A 15,413-nucleotide genomic window follows, 5' to 3' on the forward strand; every position below is an offset into this window, starting at 1 on the left:
CCCTCGCGAGGGCAGGGGATGGTGAAAATCGGCCATGGGCCCCTCCGGGTCCGTCCTGGCCCGGCCGGTGGGTTCAGCCGAAGGGGAGGGCCAGTTCGAAGTGGGTGGGGTCGAGGAGGCTGTCGACGTGTTCGACGAAGGAGCCGTCGGCCGCCCGGCTGGTGCGCCGCGCCTGCAGGAACCAGTCCCCTGGCGTGCGCCGCAGCAGCTCCGCCTCGCGGGCGTCGACCGGCCGGCCGCGGATCCGCTGTTCCCCGTGGTCGGGCCGTAGCCCGGCGCGCAGCAGCAGTTCGGTGAGCGAGCCCTGGTCGAGGCCCTGGACGGGCAGCTCGCGGATCCCGGGCACCGGCGGCAGGAAGCTGCGCTCGTACGACACCACGGTGGCGTCCGCGAGCAGCTCACGGCTCCGCTCCACGCACACGAACACGTCTTTCTCCAGGCCGAGTTCGGCGGCGAGGGCGGCGTCGCGGATCTCGTGTACGGCGAGGGTCCGCACGGTGGTGTCCAGGCCCCGCACGGCCAGGGTGCGGGCCCAGCCGAGCCCGTCGTCCGGCGGGCCGCCGTCGAAGAGGACGTAGGAGCCCTTGCCGGTGCGGGTGGTGATCAGGCCCTGCTCGGTGAGTTCGGCGAGGGCCGCGCGGATCGTCGTACGGCTGACGCCGAACCGCTCGGCCAGGGTGTGTTCGCCGGGCAGCCGCTCACCGGCCGGGCGGCGGCCGTCGCGGATCTCCCGGGCGAGGATCCGGCTGATCCGCTGGTGCTTGAGCGGGACGCCGGTCACGGTCCGGGCTCCGCGAGCAGGTCGCGGGCCGTGGTGACGCGGACGAGCGGCCGGTACAGCTCCATGATCTGAAGGGCCTTGAGGTGGGAGTCGTCGTCCGCGCCGGCGCAGGCGTCCGCGACCACCAGCACCTCGGTGCCGGCGTCGGCGGCGGCGAGGGCGGTGGACAGCACACAGCAGTCGGTGCTGACCCCGGCCAGGACCAGGCGGGCGTCCGGGCCGACGCGGGCGGCGAGTTCCGGGGTCCACTTGCCGAAGGTGGTGGCGTCCACGACATGCCAGGCGTAGTCGGTGAACTCGTCGGAGAGGTGCCAGAGTTCGGCGTCCGGGGGCTGGAGGGCGAAGGGCCAGCGGTCGTAGTAGGCGCGCCAGGATCCGGTCGGTGTGCCGGGGGCGAGGAAGCGGGTGAAGGTGACTCGGTCGGCGAAGGCCGGCAGCAGGCCGCGCACGCCGGCCGCCGCGTCGGCGTACCGGGGAGTGGCCCATGGGCTCGCGGGGTCGGCGAAGACGCGCTGCATGTCGATGACGGCGAGGTGTCCGGCGGTCATGGGTTGAGCACCCCCGCGTCGGTCACCGGGCTGGGCTCCCGCGCCTCCTGGGCGCGGACCCGGCCCCGGCCGAGCAGCAGGGTGCCGAGGAAGGCCAGGGCCAGCGCGACCAGGACACCGAGGTTGGCGTAGGCCCAGGCGCCGGACTTGCCGCCGAGGCCGAGCGGACCGAGGAGGTATCCCTGCCAGGTGAGCCACCTGGCCGCGGTGTTGGTGACCAGGCCCCAGCCGACGGCCGTGGCGGCGAGGGTGAGCAGCAGGGGCGGCAGGGGGATGTCGCCGTAGCGGCCGTGCGGGCGGAAGAGGTCGCCTTCGTCGTAGTCGCGGCGGCGCAGGGCGAGGTCGGCGAGCATGATGCCGCACCAGGCGGCGATGGGGACGCCGAGCGTGGTGAGGAAGCCCATGAACTGGCCGAGGAAGTCACCGGCGAAGAACACGATGTAGACCGAGCCGGCGATCATCAGGACGCCGTCGACCAGGGCGGCCAGGTAGCGGGGGATCGGCAGGCCGGCGGAGAGCAGGGCGAGGCCCGAGGAGTAGATGTCGAGGACGGCGCCGCCGACCAGGCCGAGGACGGCGACCACGGCGAACGGCACCAGGAACCAGGTGGGCAGGATCGTGGTGAGCGCGCCGATCGGGTCGGCCGCGACGGCCTTGCTCAGCTTCGACGAGGAACCGGCCAGCAGCAGGCCGAAGACCAGCAGGAGCAGCGGGGCCACGGAGGCACCGAAGGTGGTCCAGCCGATCACGCTCCGGCTGGACGAACTCCGGGGCAGATACCGGGAGTAGTCGGCGGCGGCGTTGACCCAGCCGAGGCCGAAGCCGGTCATCATGAACACCAGGGCGCCGATGAACTCCTGCGCGGATCCGGCCGGGAGGGCGCTGACCGTGCTCCAGTGGATGTGGTCGGCGACGAGTGCGACGTAGCCGAGTGTCAGTACGCCCGTGATCACGGTGATGGCCGTCTGCAGCCGCATGATCAGGTCGAATCCCATGACGCCGCCGACGACGGTCAGCGCGGCCACGACGATCAGGGCGACCACCTTGGTCTCGGTGCCGCCGCCCCAGCCGAGGCGGCCGAAGACCGTGGCGGTGGCCATCGTGGCGAGCGCGGTGAGGACGGTCTCCCAGCCGACGGTGAGCATCCAGGAGATCACGGACGGCAGCCGGTTGCCGCGCACTCCGTACGCCGCCCGGCTGAGCACCATCGTGGGGGCCGAGCCGCGTTTTCCGGCGACCGCGATGAACCCGCACAGCAGGAACGAGACGACGATGCCGAGCACGCCGGCGGCGAGGGCCTGCCAGAAGGAGATGCCGAAGCCGAACGCGAAGGCGCCGTAGCTCAGGCCGAGGACGGAGACGTTCGCCCCGAACCAGGGCCAGAACAGCGTGCGCGGGGTGCCCTTGCGCTCCGCGTCCCCGATCACGTCGAGTCCGTGCGTCTCCACCTGCATCGGGCGGCCGGGGGATCTGCCGTCGGTGCCGCCGACGGGGTCCTGCGGTTGCCTCATCGCCGAGCCACCTGCCCTACCTGTCCAGACGTGTCTGATCACGCGTCTGTTCACGCTAGGCCGGGCCCCGGGGGCGGTCAAGGAAGGTGATCGAGGTGCGCATGCGGTCGCGGCGGACCCGCTGGGGGCCGCCGCCGGTCAGCGCCACGGGGTCGGGGGCAGCACCACGGGGTCGGGAGGTCAGCGCCACGGGGTCGGGGAGTCAGGCCGCATGTCGTCCTTCTGCTCGCCGCCTTCCGGGGACGGTTGCCCCATCTCGGCCGTCGGCAGGGGAACTTCAGCTGGGGGCCGCGGGGCGGCGGGTTCCGGCATGGTGCGCAGCAGCAGCCAGGACAGCACCGGCATCAGGACGAGCGAGGCGAGGGCGGTCCGCAGGGACGTGGCGTCGGCGAGCCGGCCGATGAGCGGGCTCGCCAGGCCGCCCACGCTGACGGCCAGACCGAGGGTGATCCCGCCGGCCGTACCGACCCTGGAGGGCAGATAGTCCTGGCCGAGCGTGACCTGGAGGGAGAACGGTACGTACAGACCGGCCGAGGTCAGCGCTATGCACCCGTACAGCGCGGGACCGGGGACGACCACCACGCCCGCCACCGCCACCACCGAGACCAGATAGGACCAGCGGCACACCGTGACCCGGTCCCAGCGCTCCGCCAGCGCGCCGCCCAGCAGGGAGCCGGCCGCGCCGCCGAGATAGAGCAGGAACAGCGCGGCGGTGCCGGCGGCCGTGCTCCCGCCGAGGCGCTGTTCGGCGTACAGGGAGAGGAAGGTGCTCAGCCCGATGAACACGACCGAGCGGCACATCACGGCCAGCGACAGCTTCACGAACGACGCCCGGTCGTCGCCCGGGCCCGTCGGCGCCGCACCGGCCCGCCCGGACGGCCGTCGCCCCGGTGTGCGCAGTACGACCAGGCACAGCCCGGTTCCGACGAGGGCGGGCAGGACCAGCACCGGCGTCCAGCGCAGCCCTCCGGTGCCCACCACGGCGGCGACCAGGAGCGGGGCCAGGGCGAAACCGACGTTGCCGCCCAGCGAGAACCAGCCCATGGCGCTGTGGGCGCCGCGGGCCGCCTGCCGGGCGATCCGGGCGGACTCGGGGTGGTAGGCGGCCACGCCGATCCCGGACAGCGCCACGCACACCAGGGTGAGGGCGTACGTGCCGCCGAGCCCGCTCAGCGCGATGCCGACGCCGGCCAGGAGCGTACTGGCCGGGAGCAGCCAGGGCACCGCCCGGCGGTCGGTGAGGGCGCCGAAGAACGGCTGCGCCACGGACGACAGCAGGGAGGCTGCCAGGACGACTCCGGACGCGGCGGCATAACCGTAGCCCCGGTGGGCGACGAGAAAGGGGATCAGGGATGCCACGGCGCCTTGGTAGACGTCGACGCAGGCGTGCCCGACGGACAGCAGGGTGATCGATGTGTTCCTCCGCACCCCGTCATGCTCCGGCCCCACCGGGCTGTCGTACTTCCGATAAACTACCATGTGATGACGGAAATCCGCCATCTGCCGACGGCTCCGACGCGCACCCGTCGGCTGGCGTCCCGCGCGGCGATCGAGGCCCACCGGCACGACGACCACCAGATCGTCTACGCGGGCCGCGGAGTCGTGGCCGTCACCACCGACGCCGGTTCCTGGGTCGCCCCCGCCACCCGCGCCCTCTGGGTGCCGGCCGGCACGGTCCACGCCCACGAGGCGCACGGCGAGCTGGAACTGCACCTGATGGGGCTGCCGGCGACGGAGAACCCGCTGGCCCTGGACACGCCGACCGTGCTGGCCGTGGGACCTCTGCTGCGTGAGCTGATCATCGCCCACACCGCGGCTCCTGACGACGGCAGCCCCGAACGGGCCAGGCTGCGCGCGGTGTTGCTCGACCAGCTGAGGGCCTCGCCCCAGCAGCCCCTGCATCTGCCCACGCCCGGCGCGCCCGTGCTGCGCGCGCTGTGCGACATCCTGCGCGCCGATCCGGCCGACGGCCGCACCCTGGCCGAGCTGGGCCGGGAGGTCGGGGCGAGTGACCGTACGCTGTCGCGGCTGTTCCGCCAGGACCTCGGCATGACGTTCCCGCAGTGGCGCACCCAGTTGCGGCTGCACCACGCGCTGGTCCTGCTGGCCGAGCAGACGCCGGTGACCGCCGTGGCCCACCGCTGCGGCTGGTCCTCGGCCAGCGCGTTCATCGACGTCTTCCGCCGCACCTTCGGCCACACACCAGGGGCCCGCCCGACGGACACCGGCCCGGCATTCGCCTGATCCCCCGCCCGGCGCCTGGGTCCCCGGTGCCGCTCGGCAAAGCGCCCCGGCGGCGTGGCGCGCGCCGCGCCGGAGCGGTCCGCGGCGAGGATGGCGACCGGGAGCAGCCGGCTGGGAGGCGGGTATGACGGTGAACCGTATCGGCCTGGTGGTCCACGGCGGCCGCGCCGAGGCCGTGGCCGCCGCACGATCGGTGCGCGAGTGGTGCGCGGAGCACGCCGTGGGCTGCGCCGACATCGACGTGTGGCGGGAGGGGGCACGGCACAGCGCCCGGGACGAGGTCGACGCCGCGGGCGATCCGGATCTCATCGTCACCCTCGGCGGCGACGGCACCTTCCTGCGCGGCGCCCGGCTGGCGGCCGAGAACGACACCCTGGTGCTCGGCGTCGACCTCGGCCGGGTCGGCTTCCTCACCGAGGTCCCGGCCTCGTCCGTACGGGCGGCGCTGGACGCGGTCCGGGCCGAGCGCATCACCGTCGAGAGCCGGATGCTCCTCACCATGCGCGCGTCGTGCCGGCTGGAGGTGCCCGCGCAGATGGAGACGCTGCTGCAGTACGGTCGCGGGCCGATGCTGCCGCCGCCCCGGGTGCGTGCGGAGTGCGAGACGGGCGACAACTGGGGTGTCGCGCTGAACGTGACCGCACTCAACGACGTCGTCGTGGAGAAACTCGCGCGGGACCGGCAGGTGTCGGTCGCTGTCTATCTGTCCGGCCGGCTCCTGGCCTGCTACTCGGCCGACGCGCTGCTGGTGGCCACGCCCACGGGCTCCACCGCGTACAGCTTCGCCGCCGGCGGCCCGGTCGTCTCGCCGCGCGCGGAGGGCCTGGTCTTCACGCCGGTCGCCCCGCACATGGTGTTCAACCGCTCCGTCGTGGCCGCTCCCGACGAACCCATCGCGCTACGGATCCTCGAACGGTCGGGGCAGGCCGCCGTCAGCATCGACGGCCAGCTGCGCGGGGTGCTGAGCCCCGGGGACTGGATCGGCGTGTACGCCGCGCCGCGTCGGCTGAAGGCGGTCCGGCTGGGCCCGATGGACTTCTACGGCCGGCTGCGCGAGCGCATGAACCTCACCGACGCGCCGGCCGCCCTCGCCGACGGCTCCGCCGCTCCCCTGTGGCCGGTGACCTCGCCTCCGCCGGGCGACCTGGCCCACCTCGCGCTGCCTACGGCGCCTGGGGACGGGCCTGGGCCGTCCTGAGGCCTCGGCAACACGGCGGTGTTCAACGCCCTTGGCTTCAGGACCTCTGGCTTCAGGGCCTCTGGCTTCAGGGCCCCGCAGCCTGCGCCGGCGTGCCAGGTCCGGCCGTGTCGTCCACGGCCTGGCGTGACATGCCGGACCCGCAGGTGCGCACGAGCGCCGGGAGCATCACCGCGCCCGCCGCGACGGCCCCGATGTGCAGCACGACCGCGAGGGTGAGGTTCTCCGGAAGGGACGTACCGGCGGGGTGGGCCAGCGCCGCGTGCAGGATGAACGGGAGTTTCCAGCCGCCCCACGCGCACAGCGACCCCGTCCCCAGCCAACCGAGCGTCAAGGGGATCCAGCGGGGCAGCCGGGCGGGCCTGCCATGGCAGACCGTCCAGGTGGCGGCCGAGGCGATGAGCGCCCACAGCCCCCACACGCCGGTCAACAGCCGCTCGCCGGCGCTCCGTTCCGCCGGATGCGCGAGGCCGGCCGTACCACCGAGCGCCCAGTAGACCCAGACCGCCCCGATCACCGCACCGGCGCCCACCGCCCACCGCACCCGGTGCGCGAGGCCCGCGCCCGCGTCGCCGGCCCGGCCCGCGAACACCTCCGGCCAACGCCGCCGCAGATGGGCAGGCAGGGCGATCGCGAGACCGAGTCCCATGCCCACGAAGCTGGTCTGGATCAGCACGGCTTCCCAGCCCGGCATGACCGACCCGCCATCGTGACGGTGCTGTGGCGCGCCGTCCGACAGTCCCAGAGCCGAGTCGAGTACGGCGTACGGCAGCACGGGGACGAGGAAGCCCGTGCCCACCCAGGCGACGCCGGCGACCAACGGCCCCGGCAGGCGCATGCCCCAGGGCCGTACCAGGGCGAGCGCCATGGCGATCCCGAGGCCCGCCATGCCGATGGTCGCGGTGTTGAGCACGACCCAGCCGGCCAGGCCGAAGCCGTCGCCGATGGGCAGCACCCCCGCGATCGCGCCGACCACCCAGGAGATCTTGATCAACATGTACGGCGTCATCACCGCCGCCGCCCCGTACGCCGCGAGCCGCCCCAGCCGGTCGAAGCGGTCCCATGAGTTCCACGAGTCCAACGCTTCCGACGAGTCCCACCGGTCCACCGAATCCCCCGTTTCTCCGCGAGCACCGCACTCGTGCCCCTGCCTCCGGAGTCCCCACACTCGTCGCCTGCGGGACCGGTCACATCCCACGCAGGTCGGATCGCTCTCCCCCGTCCGGCGGAGAGCGATCCGGGCATGCCGCCCGGCGCGCCGCCGGCTGAGTCGGCCGCGGACGCGCTGTGTGCTCGTAACGGGTAACGCGGGTGGTGAAGTGACGCGGGATCAGAGGCGGGCGCAGCACACCGGCGAGAGCTTTCCAGGGCCGGCAGGTCGGCAGCGCACGGCTCAGATCCGCGCGGCTCAGTTCGTCGTGGCCGACCCGCGCCTCGGCAGCTTCCAGTTCGGTCGCGGGAAGTGACAGGTGTAGCCGTTGGGGTAGCGCTCCAGGTAGTCCTGGTGCTCGGGTTCCGCCTCCCAGAAGTCGCCCACGGGCTCCACCTCCGTGACGACCTTCCCCGGCCACAGCCCGCTCGCCTCGACGTCCGCGATCGTGTCCAGGGCGACACGGTGCTGCTCTTCGTCGCCGTAGTAGATCGCGGACCGGTAGCTGCGGCCGATGTCGTTGCCCTGGCGGTCCCGCGTGGTCGGATCGTGGATCTGGAAGAAGAACTCCAGGATGTCGCGGTAGCTCGTGGCCGTGGGGTCGAAGAGGATCTCGATGGCCTCGGCGTGGTCGCCGTGATCACGGTACGTCGCGTTCGGCGTGTCGCCGCCGCTGTAACCGACGCGCGTGGACAGCACGCCCGGCTGCTTGCGGATCAGATCCTGCATACCCCAGAAACAACCGCCCGCCAGTACGGCCCGCTCGGTTCCCACTGCCATCGGTCACTCCCTGACGCTCCAGCCCGGCGCGGTCGTCGACCTGCCGGTTTCACCGGCCACCCAGCCTAATACCGCCCACGAGCGACCGACCAACGGTCTCCGACGGACGCCGCGATCCGCCGACTGTCCGGCACCACCGGCTCACCACCGGCCCGCTACCGGCTCGCCACCGGCGCACGTGCGGTCCGCTCAACTCGCCCTCGGTGCGGCAGAGTTCCCCCTCGTGCAACGACCGGCGCAGGCATCGGAAATCCAGATGGATCCAGTTGGTCTAGTCCTCTTGACGGGGCGACACACGGGCTGTTTGGTATGTACCAACGCCGACCCGGCTCGGCACCACCCCCCACCACCCCACCACCCCACGCCCGAGAGGCATCCCCGAAAGGGGCACTGTCATGCACCTGGCAAGATCTGCCGCTTCCGTCTGCGCGCTCGCACTCGCGGCCACCGGCGCCGTCGTCGCTCTGGCGCCCGCCGGCAGCGCCGCGGCGAGCAGCGTCTACTCCGTGGCCCCCTATGTCGACATGTCGAACAGTCAGGAAGGCATGCTCGACACGGCCATCACCGGACACCACCTCAAGGCCTACACCGCAGCCTTCGTACTCGGCGAAGGCTGCAACCAGATATGGGGCGACACCCTCCCCGTCGGCAACGACTCCTACACCGACCCCGAGATAGCCAAGGCGAAGTCCGAAGGCGCCTCCGTCATCATTTCCTCCGGCGGAGCGAGCGGCGAGCCGCTGGCCTGGACATGCTCCACCCAGAGCAGCATCGACGCCGGATACCAGGCTCTCATCAACGACTACGGCGTCACCCAGCTCGACTTCGACGTCGAGGGTGCCGCCGTCGCGGACACCGCGGCCGCGGCCCGCCAGATGCAGGCGATGAAGGACCTCAAGGCAGCCAATCCCGGCCTGCGGTTCTCCATGACCCTGCCGGTGCTGACGAGCGGCCTGACCAACGACGGCGTCAACATCCTCAAGGCCGCCAAGAACGCCGGCATCAAGATCGACGTGGTCAACATCATGGCCATGGACTACTACGCGGGCACCGGCACCGAGATGGGCCAGGGCGCCGTGTCCGCCGCCGAAGCCACCCTCGCGCAGATGCAGTCCGTGGACTCCGGCTACACCTACGCCGACCTCGGGATCACCCCGATGATCGGCAAGAACGACGACGGTTCCACCTTCACCCCGGCCGATGCCCGGACGGTGGAGAACTTCGCCGAGCAGAACGGCGTCGGCCGCCTGGCGTTCTGGTCGGTCAACCGGGACCAGCCGTGCAGCGGAAGCGCCAACTCCCTCCCCACGTGCAGCGAGATCAGCCAGAGCAGCCTCGCGTTCACGGACGCGTTCGTGCCCTACGAGGGCAGCGCCGGCGGTGGGGGCGGAGGCACGACCAGTGACTTCTCCCTGTCCCTGGCGCCCGGTTCCGCCTCGGTCGCTCAGGGCGGCTCCGCCACCGCCACCGTCTCCTCGGCCGTCACCTCCGGCAGCGCCGAATCCGTCAGCCTTACCGCGTCCGGCGCGCCCTCCGGCGTCAGCGTCTCCTTCAGCCCCGCCTCCCTCACCTCCGGCGGCAATGCGACGCTGACGGCGGCGGTCGGCTCGTCCGTGGCCGCGGGCACCTATCCGATCACCGTCACCGGCACGGCCGCCAGTGGCACCCACAGCGCCACCTACACGCTCACCGTCACCTCCGGCGGGGGCGGAGGCGGTGGCGGCGGGGGCTCGCTGACCAACGCCGGCTTCGAGACCGGCAGCACGAGTCCCTGGACCTGCACGGGCGGCAGCGCGGTGGTCTCCGGCCCGGCTCACAGCGGCGGCCATGCCCTGCAGGTCACCCCGAGCGCCGGCGCCACCGGCGAGTGCGACCAGACCGTCACCCTGTCCCCCAACCACACGTACACGCTCACCGGTTGGGTCCAGGGCCCCTACGCCTACATCGGGGTCAGCGGCGGCGCCTCCGCCGGCACATGGTCGAACAGCACGAACTGGAACCAGCTGTCGGTCGGCTTCACCACCGGCAGCAGCGGAACCGTCACCGTCTACGTCCACGGCTGGTACGGCCAACCCGACGTGTACGCCGACGACTTCGCCCTCAGCTAGCGCCCTCCTGAGCGTGCGGCGCGCGCCGCCTCCGCCAGGAGCCCCGCGCCGCACGCACGCATGCCTCGTATCCCGAAGTGTCGATCGCGTCATGGTGAACCGGACGCCTACGAGGGTCACCGGAGCCGGTCCTGTGCGCCGGTGCCCGAGCGGCCGGGAACAAACCGTCACGCCCGGAGCGCTTTCACTTGTACCTCGTCGGGCACCGGGCCCCGGGGGTGGCGACCGCCTTGGACGAACCGACCGGCGGAGGAGTGCGAGACCGATGACGACGGCACAGAGCGAACGGCTCCACGGGATCGAAGTGGGCCGCGCCCAGGAGATCCCGCTGGTGACCAGGTGCGGACGCAGGATCGAGGTCCGGTGCCTGCGGCTCGGGCATCCGGACCGGCCCGTCAGCCGGATCGCCCTGAACGTGGGAGAGGACCAGGGCGGCGAGCCGGGAGTCTGGGCGGCACTCACGCCGGACGAGGCGCGCGGTCTGGCTCACCTGCTCCTTCAGCGGGCCGGAGCGAGCGAACGGTCCGCCGGCAGCAGCCCGCGGAACAGCGCTCCCTGATGCCGGTCTCTCAGGGCCGTCAGTCCTGGTCGGCGAGGCGCACCAGGGTGGTGGCCAGGACGTCCACGCCGTGGGCGCATGCCTGAGGGGTGGAGTACTCGCGGGGGTTGTGGCTGATGCCGCCGTACTCGCCGCGTACGAAGATCATGGCCGTGGGGCAGAGCGCCGCGATCTCCTGGGCATCGTGGCCCGCGCCGGAGAGCAGGGAGATGTGCGCCAGGCCGTGATCGTCGGCGGCCTGCGCTACGACCTTCTGCACGCCCTCGTCGAAGGGGACGTGGGCGGTCCTGGCCATCTGCCGGGTGGTCACCGACAGACCCGGCCCGCCGCCTTCCAGCTCGCGCAGGAACGCGGCCAGGGCCTCCTCGGCGCGGGTCATCTGGACGTCGTCGGGATTGCGCAGGTCGACGGTCAACTCGGCGCGGGCCGGGACGATGTTGGTCAGTCCCGGGTGGACCACCAGGTGGCCGACAGTGGCCCGCAGGTCGCCGTACTCGCCGGAGTCGACCAGCGCCCGCAGGCGGACGACGATCTGGGCGGCCGCGAGGCCGGCGTCGGCGCGCAGGCGGGTGGGCGTCGTACCGGCGTGGGCGGCGCGGCCGTGCAGGGTGATCTTCTGCCAGGAGATGCCCTGCACGCCGGTGACGACACCGATCTCGACGTCGTGGTCGGCGAGGACGGGGCCCTGTTCGATATGGCACTCGACGTAGGCGTGGGGCGGGGCGAGACGTACGTCGGTGGGGCCGTCGAAGCCGGTGCGGGCGAGTTCGGCGCCGAGGGTGAGGCCGTCGCGGTCGGTCAGGGCGCGGGCGGAGCGCAGGGTGAGGCGGCCGGCGGCTACGGCGCTGCCGAGCATGTCGGTGCCGAAGCGGACGCCTTCCTCCTCGGTGAAGACGGCGACCTCGATCGGGCGGCGGGTGGTGATGCCGCGTTCGTCGAGGGTGCGGACGACTTCGATGCCGCCCAGGACCCCGAGGCAGCCGTCGAAGGCGCCCGCGGTGGCGACACTGTCGATGTGCGAGCCCGTGAGGACCGGGGCAGCGGCGGGGTCGGTGCCCTCGCGGCGGCCGTAGATGTTGCCCATCCGGTCGACGCGGACAGCCAGGCCGGCCTGTTCCATCCACGCGATCACCTGCCGCCGCCCGGCCGCGTCGGCGTCGGTCAGCGCCAGACGGTTGACGCCGCGCAGGCCGGTGCGCTCGTCGTCGTACGCGCCGATGTCGGCGAGATCCATCAGGGACTGCCACAGGCGGTCGCCGTTGATGGTGAACGTGTCGGAGGTGGGGCTCGTCATGACCTGTCTCCTGGAAGGTGTCGGAAACAATGGGTGGTGGGGTCTTCTGGGTGTCGCGTGTTCAGCGGCTGGTGATGGCGCGCGGGTTGGCGGCCGTGCCCTCGGTGCTGAGCAGCACGACCACCGACGCCGATCCGAGCCCGAGTGCCGTACGGCGTTCCCGGGCGCCTGTGCCGGTGAGCGTCGCGCGCACACCGGCGAGCGCCGCGGCTCCGCAGGGCCCCGAGGAGACACCGAGAGCAGCGAGATCAGCCGCCGCGCGGGCACTGTCGGCGTCGGTGACGGCGACCGCGGCGTCCAGCCCGCCGCGCAGCAGGGGCCAGGCGATGCCGGACGGTGTGCCGCAGTTCAGCCCGGCCATGATGGTGTCCCTGGTCGTGACGCTGACGGGTTCGTCGAGGGTGAGGCTCTCCAGGACGCAGGGCGCTGCCTCCGGCTCCACCGACAGCAGCGCCGGGGCGCGCCCCGCGGGGCGGCTGCGGTAGTGGGTGACCACGGCCTGGGCCAGCGACCCCACACCCACCGGTACGGAGACGAGATCGGGGCCTTCGACGACTCCTGCGGCCGCGAGTTGCTCGTCGATCTCGGCGCAGAGGGTGGAGTACCCCTCGACGATCCACCCCGGGATCTGCTCGTAGCCCGGCCAGGCGGTGTCCTGGACCAGGATCGCGTCCGGCGCGCCCGCCCGCTCGGCCGCCAGGCGCACGGCCGTGTCGTACGTCCCTGAGACCTCGGTGACCTGCGCCTGTTCGGCGGCGATGGCCGCCACGGCCTGTGGATGCACTCCCCGTGGGACGAAGACGTGGGCGCGCTGCCCCAGGCGGTGCGCCATGCGGGCCACCGCACGGCCGTGGTTGCCGTCGGTGGCGGTCACCAGCGTGACCGGGCCCCGTTCCGCGCCGTGCGCGCCGTGCGCAGCGTCTGCGGCGTCCGCGGCGCGCTCGGCGAGGATTCGGTGGATCGCCCAGGATGCGCCCAGCGCCTTGAACGCGGGCAGCCCCAGTCGCCATGACTCGTCCTTGACGAAGACCCGGCCGACGTCCCATTCACGAGCCGACGACGGCAGTTCGGTCAGCGGGGTGGGGGCGTAGTCGGCGAGCGAGGAGTGGAAGCGCCGCACCTCGACGGGTGCGGAGGCGCAGCGCCACAGCCGGGCGCCGGGCCGCGCAAGCCACGGCGGTGCGGGGAGGGAGGAAGCGTTCTTGGGCACGCCTACAGGTTCCGGCAGCGCCTACGATCGGTCCAGCGAATGTTTCCGAGCGATACACATCAAATAGACCGATCATTCGGCGAAGGGCTTCGCGGAGTGGGAAACGAGGGGGCCACCAATGTTCGACATGCACCGACTGCGTCTGCTGCGCGAACTCAAGCACCGCGGCACACTCGCTGCCGTCGCCGCCGCCCTGTCCTACGCCCCCTCCTCCGTCTCCCAGCAGCTCTCGCAGCTCGAAGCCGAAGTCGGCGTCCCGCTGCTGGAACCGGTCGGGCGGCGGGTGCGGCTGACCGAGCAGGCCGAGATCCTCGTCGCCCACACCGAAGCGGTCCTCGAACGGCTGGAGCGCGCGGAGGCGGACATCGCCGCCTCCCTCACCGACCTGACCGGCACCCTGCGTATCGCCTCGTTCCAGACGGCTGCCCTGGCCCTGGTCCCGACCGCGCTCGGACTGCTGCGCGACGCGCACCCGCGCCTGCGCGTCCACGTCACCCAGCTGGAGCCGGAAAAGGCCCTTCCCGCCCTGCAGGCCCGTGACTTCGACCTGGTCCTCGCCGAGGAGTACCCGGGCAACCGCACTCCACAGCCCGCCGACCTGGAGCAGGAAGACCTGCTCGACGACACCCTCCGCCTCGCCACGCCCGCCACGGCCGACGGACCGAGCGCCGAGCGCCCGTCGGCGGCGCTGCGCGCGCTGGCCGACCACCCCTGGGTCATGGAGCCCGAGGGCACGACGGCACGGCACTGGGCCACGACCCTGTGCCGCAACGCCGGTTTCGAACCCGACGTACGGTTCGAGACCACCGATCTTCTGCTCCACCTCCGCCTCGTCGAGGAGAAGCACGCCGTTGCCTTCCTGCCCGACCTCCTCTGGCAGGGGCAGCCCACGACCGTCACGCTGCGGCCGCTCCCCCGCGGACAGCGCACACGCCGTATCTCCACCGTCGTACGCCGCGGCCGCAGCCGGCACCCCGCCGTCGTGGCGTGCCGCGACGCCCTCCTCCGCGCGGCGGCCCTCCGCTCCGAACAGCGCCGGCCTCAAGATCAGGTGGTGTCCGGCGCCCGCTCGGCGTCGGGACTCGTGCGGGGCGCCGAGTCCGGCAGATAGCTCGCCAGGCCCCGCAGGATGATCTCCAGGCCGACTTCGAAGCGCTCGTCGGAGGAGTCCGAGACCATCAGCCCGGCCAGGGCACGCAGATGGGGAAAGTCCTTCGCGGGCAGGGACGCGAAGTAGTTCTGCATCTCGTCGGCCATCTCGCGCCAGTCGGGGCGGGCCAGGGAGGAACCGTTGCCGCCGTGATCGGCGGCCCGGTCCTGCCACATACCCTCCTCCAGGACGAACCCGTCGATGTAGGTGGAGATGAGGTCGCCCGCCTCCGCCGCGATACGGTCGGGCAGCCCGGCGGTCCGGAAGACGGCGAGCAACGCCTCGATGTGGGGCAGCAGTTCGGCGGTGAAGGGGACGTGGGCCATCGAGATCCTGGCCATGTCCCGGTGGGACAGCAGGCGTTGCCGTCCGGAGCGGGCGTAGTCCCGCACCTGCTCCTGCCACCGCTCCGGGTCGGGTCGGGGCATCGCGAAGCCGTCGAAGAGCCGGGTGTACATCAGCTCCAGCAGGTCGTCCTTGGAGCTGACATGGGCGTAGAGGGCGGAGACCGTGACTCCCAGTTCCGCCGCGACCTGGCGCATCGACAGTCCGTCGAGCCCCTGGCGGTCCAGCACGGTGAAGGCGGCCTCGACGACCCGTTGGCGCGACAGGGGTGTACGCGCGGGGGTGACGTGGACACGAGCGGGGCGCCCGCGTTCCCAGGGGGACGGCGGAGGAGGTGCGGGGGTGCCGGCGGCCGCGTCGGTCATGACCACAGTCTAGGCGTCCGGAGAACGGTGTTCTCTTCAGCGAGCGCTGTTCGCGCCTCCCGCCTCAACAGGTCGCACACACGATAGACGCGATATATCTTGTCCCGGGCGGAGCTTTGCGCTATATCTTAATGAACAGCGTTCTGTTGGTGAGCACTGTTCGGTACAGT

The 15,413-nt window shown here is 72.3% G+C and carries 14 protein-coding genes; 5 read left to right on the forward strand and 9 right to left on the reverse strand.

Annotated elements, in window-relative coordinates; all coding sequences use genetic code 11:
* Nucleotides 1-73: 73 nt before the first annotated feature.
* From AB0L75_RS30155 to AB0L75_RS30170, 4 genes are all read right to left on the reverse strand, one after another.
* Nucleotides 74-781: a GntR family transcriptional regulator gene (locus tag AB0L75_RS30155; protein WP_365187116.1), complete on the reverse strand. Its 708-nt coding sequence runs from the start codon at nucleotides 779-781 to the stop codon at nucleotides 74-76.
* Nucleotides 778-1,329, reverse strand: a complete 552-nt coding sequence (locus AB0L75_RS30160; RefSeq protein WP_365187119.1) for an isochorismatase family protein — start codon at nucleotides 1,327-1,329, stop codon at nucleotides 778-780. The genes AB0L75_RS30155 and AB0L75_RS30160 overlap by 4 nt, the downstream gene beginning before the upstream one ends.
* Complete coding sequence (locus AB0L75_RS30165; protein WP_365187360.1) at nucleotides 1,326-2,783, reverse strand: cytosine permease; 1,458 nt, start codon at nucleotides 2,781-2,783, stop codon at nucleotides 1,326-1,328. The genes AB0L75_RS30160 and AB0L75_RS30165 overlap by 4 nt, the downstream gene beginning before the upstream one ends.
* A 237-nt stretch (nucleotides 2,784-3,020) precedes the next feature.
* Nucleotides 3,021-4,268 carry an MFS transporter gene (locus AB0L75_RS30170; protein WP_365187122.1) on the reverse strand — a complete coding sequence of 416 codons (1,248 nt, stop codon included), beginning with the start codon at nucleotides 4,266-4,268 and terminating at the stop codon, nucleotides 3,021-3,023.
* A gap of 54 nt (nucleotides 4,269-4,322) precedes the next feature.
* Here AB0L75_RS30170 and AB0L75_RS30175 point away from each other — a divergent pair, with 54 nt between their 5' ends.
* Nucleotides 4,323-5,084, forward strand: a complete 762-nt coding sequence (locus AB0L75_RS30175; protein WP_365187125.1) for a helix-turn-helix transcriptional regulator — start codon at nucleotides 4,323-4,325, stop codon at nucleotides 5,082-5,084.
* A gap of 124 nt (nucleotides 5,085-5,208) precedes the next feature.
* Nucleotides 5,209-6,282 carry an NAD(+)/NADH kinase gene (locus tag AB0L75_RS30180; protein WP_365187127.1) on the forward strand — a complete coding sequence of 358 codons (1,074 nt, stop codon included), beginning with the start codon at nucleotides 5,209-5,211 and terminating at the stop codon, nucleotides 6,280-6,282.
* A 67-nt stretch (nucleotides 6,283-6,349) separates the two neighbouring features.
* Here the strand turns inward: AB0L75_RS30180 and AB0L75_RS30185 are convergent, their stop codons facing one another.
* Nucleotides 6,350-7,390, reverse strand: a complete 1,041-nt coding sequence (locus AB0L75_RS30185; protein WP_365187129.1) for a hypothetical protein — start codon at nucleotides 7,388-7,390, stop codon at nucleotides 6,350-6,352.
* Between the two features lie 300 nt (nucleotides 7,391-7,690).
* Nucleotides 7,691-8,212: a peptide-methionine (S)-S-oxide reductase MsrA gene (msrA, locus tag AB0L75_RS30190; protein WP_365187131.1), complete on the reverse strand. Its 522-nt coding sequence runs from the start codon at nucleotides 8,210-8,212 to the stop codon at nucleotides 7,691-7,693.
* A gap of 395 nt (nucleotides 8,213-8,607) precedes the next feature.
* On the opposite strand from msrA, the gene AB0L75_RS30195 reads away from it, so the two are divergent.
* Together AB0L75_RS30195 and AB0L75_RS30200 are read left to right on the forward strand one after the other, a co-directional pair.
* A complete protein-coding gene (locus AB0L75_RS30195; protein WP_365187133.1) occupies nucleotides 8,608-10,320 on the forward strand; it encodes a carbohydrate binding domain-containing protein in 1,713 nt (570 codons plus the stop codon).
* A gap of 265 nt (nucleotides 10,321-10,585) precedes the next feature.
* Nucleotides 10,586-10,879, forward strand: a complete 294-nt coding sequence (locus tag AB0L75_RS30200; protein ID WP_365187135.1) for a hypothetical protein — start codon at nucleotides 10,586-10,588, stop codon at nucleotides 10,877-10,879.
* A 19-nt stretch (nucleotides 10,880-10,898) separates the two neighbouring features.
* Here AB0L75_RS30200 and AB0L75_RS30205 read toward each other — a convergent pair whose 3' ends face one another.
* Nucleotides 10,899-12,173 (reverse strand): Zn-dependent hydrolase, encoded by a 1,275-nt coding sequence (locus tag AB0L75_RS30205; RefSeq protein WP_365187137.1) that lies wholly within the window; start codon nucleotides 12,171-12,173, stop codon nucleotides 10,899-10,901.
* Between the two features lie 61 nt (nucleotides 12,174-12,234).
* Nucleotides 12,235-13,383 carry a diaminopropionate ammonia-lyase gene (locus AB0L75_RS30210; protein ID WP_365187138.1) on the reverse strand — a complete coding sequence of 383 codons (1,149 nt, stop codon included), beginning with the start codon at nucleotides 13,381-13,383 and terminating at the stop codon, nucleotides 12,235-12,237.
* Nucleotides 13,384-13,501: 118 nt separating this feature from the next.
* Here AB0L75_RS30210 and AB0L75_RS30215 point away from each other — a divergent pair, with 118 nt between their 5' ends.
* Nucleotides 13,502-14,494: a LysR substrate-binding domain-containing protein gene (locus AB0L75_RS30215; RefSeq protein WP_365187140.1), complete on the forward strand. Its 993-nt coding sequence runs from the start codon at nucleotides 13,502-13,504 to the stop codon at nucleotides 14,492-14,494.
* Here the strand turns inward: AB0L75_RS30215 and AB0L75_RS30220 are convergent.
* Nucleotides 14,431-15,243 carry a TetR/AcrR family transcriptional regulator gene (locus AB0L75_RS30220; protein ID WP_365187141.1) on the reverse strand — a complete coding sequence of 271 codons (813 nt, stop codon included), beginning with the start codon at nucleotides 15,241-15,243 and terminating at the stop codon, nucleotides 14,431-14,433. The genes AB0L75_RS30215 and AB0L75_RS30220 overlap by 64 nt on opposite strands.
* Between the last annotated feature and the right edge of the window lie 170 nt (nucleotides 15,244-15,413).

This window comes from Streptomyces sp. NPDC052101 (genome assembly GCF_040680235.1).
GTDB lineage: Bacteria > Actinomycetota > Actinomycetes > Streptomycetales > Streptomycetaceae > Streptomyces.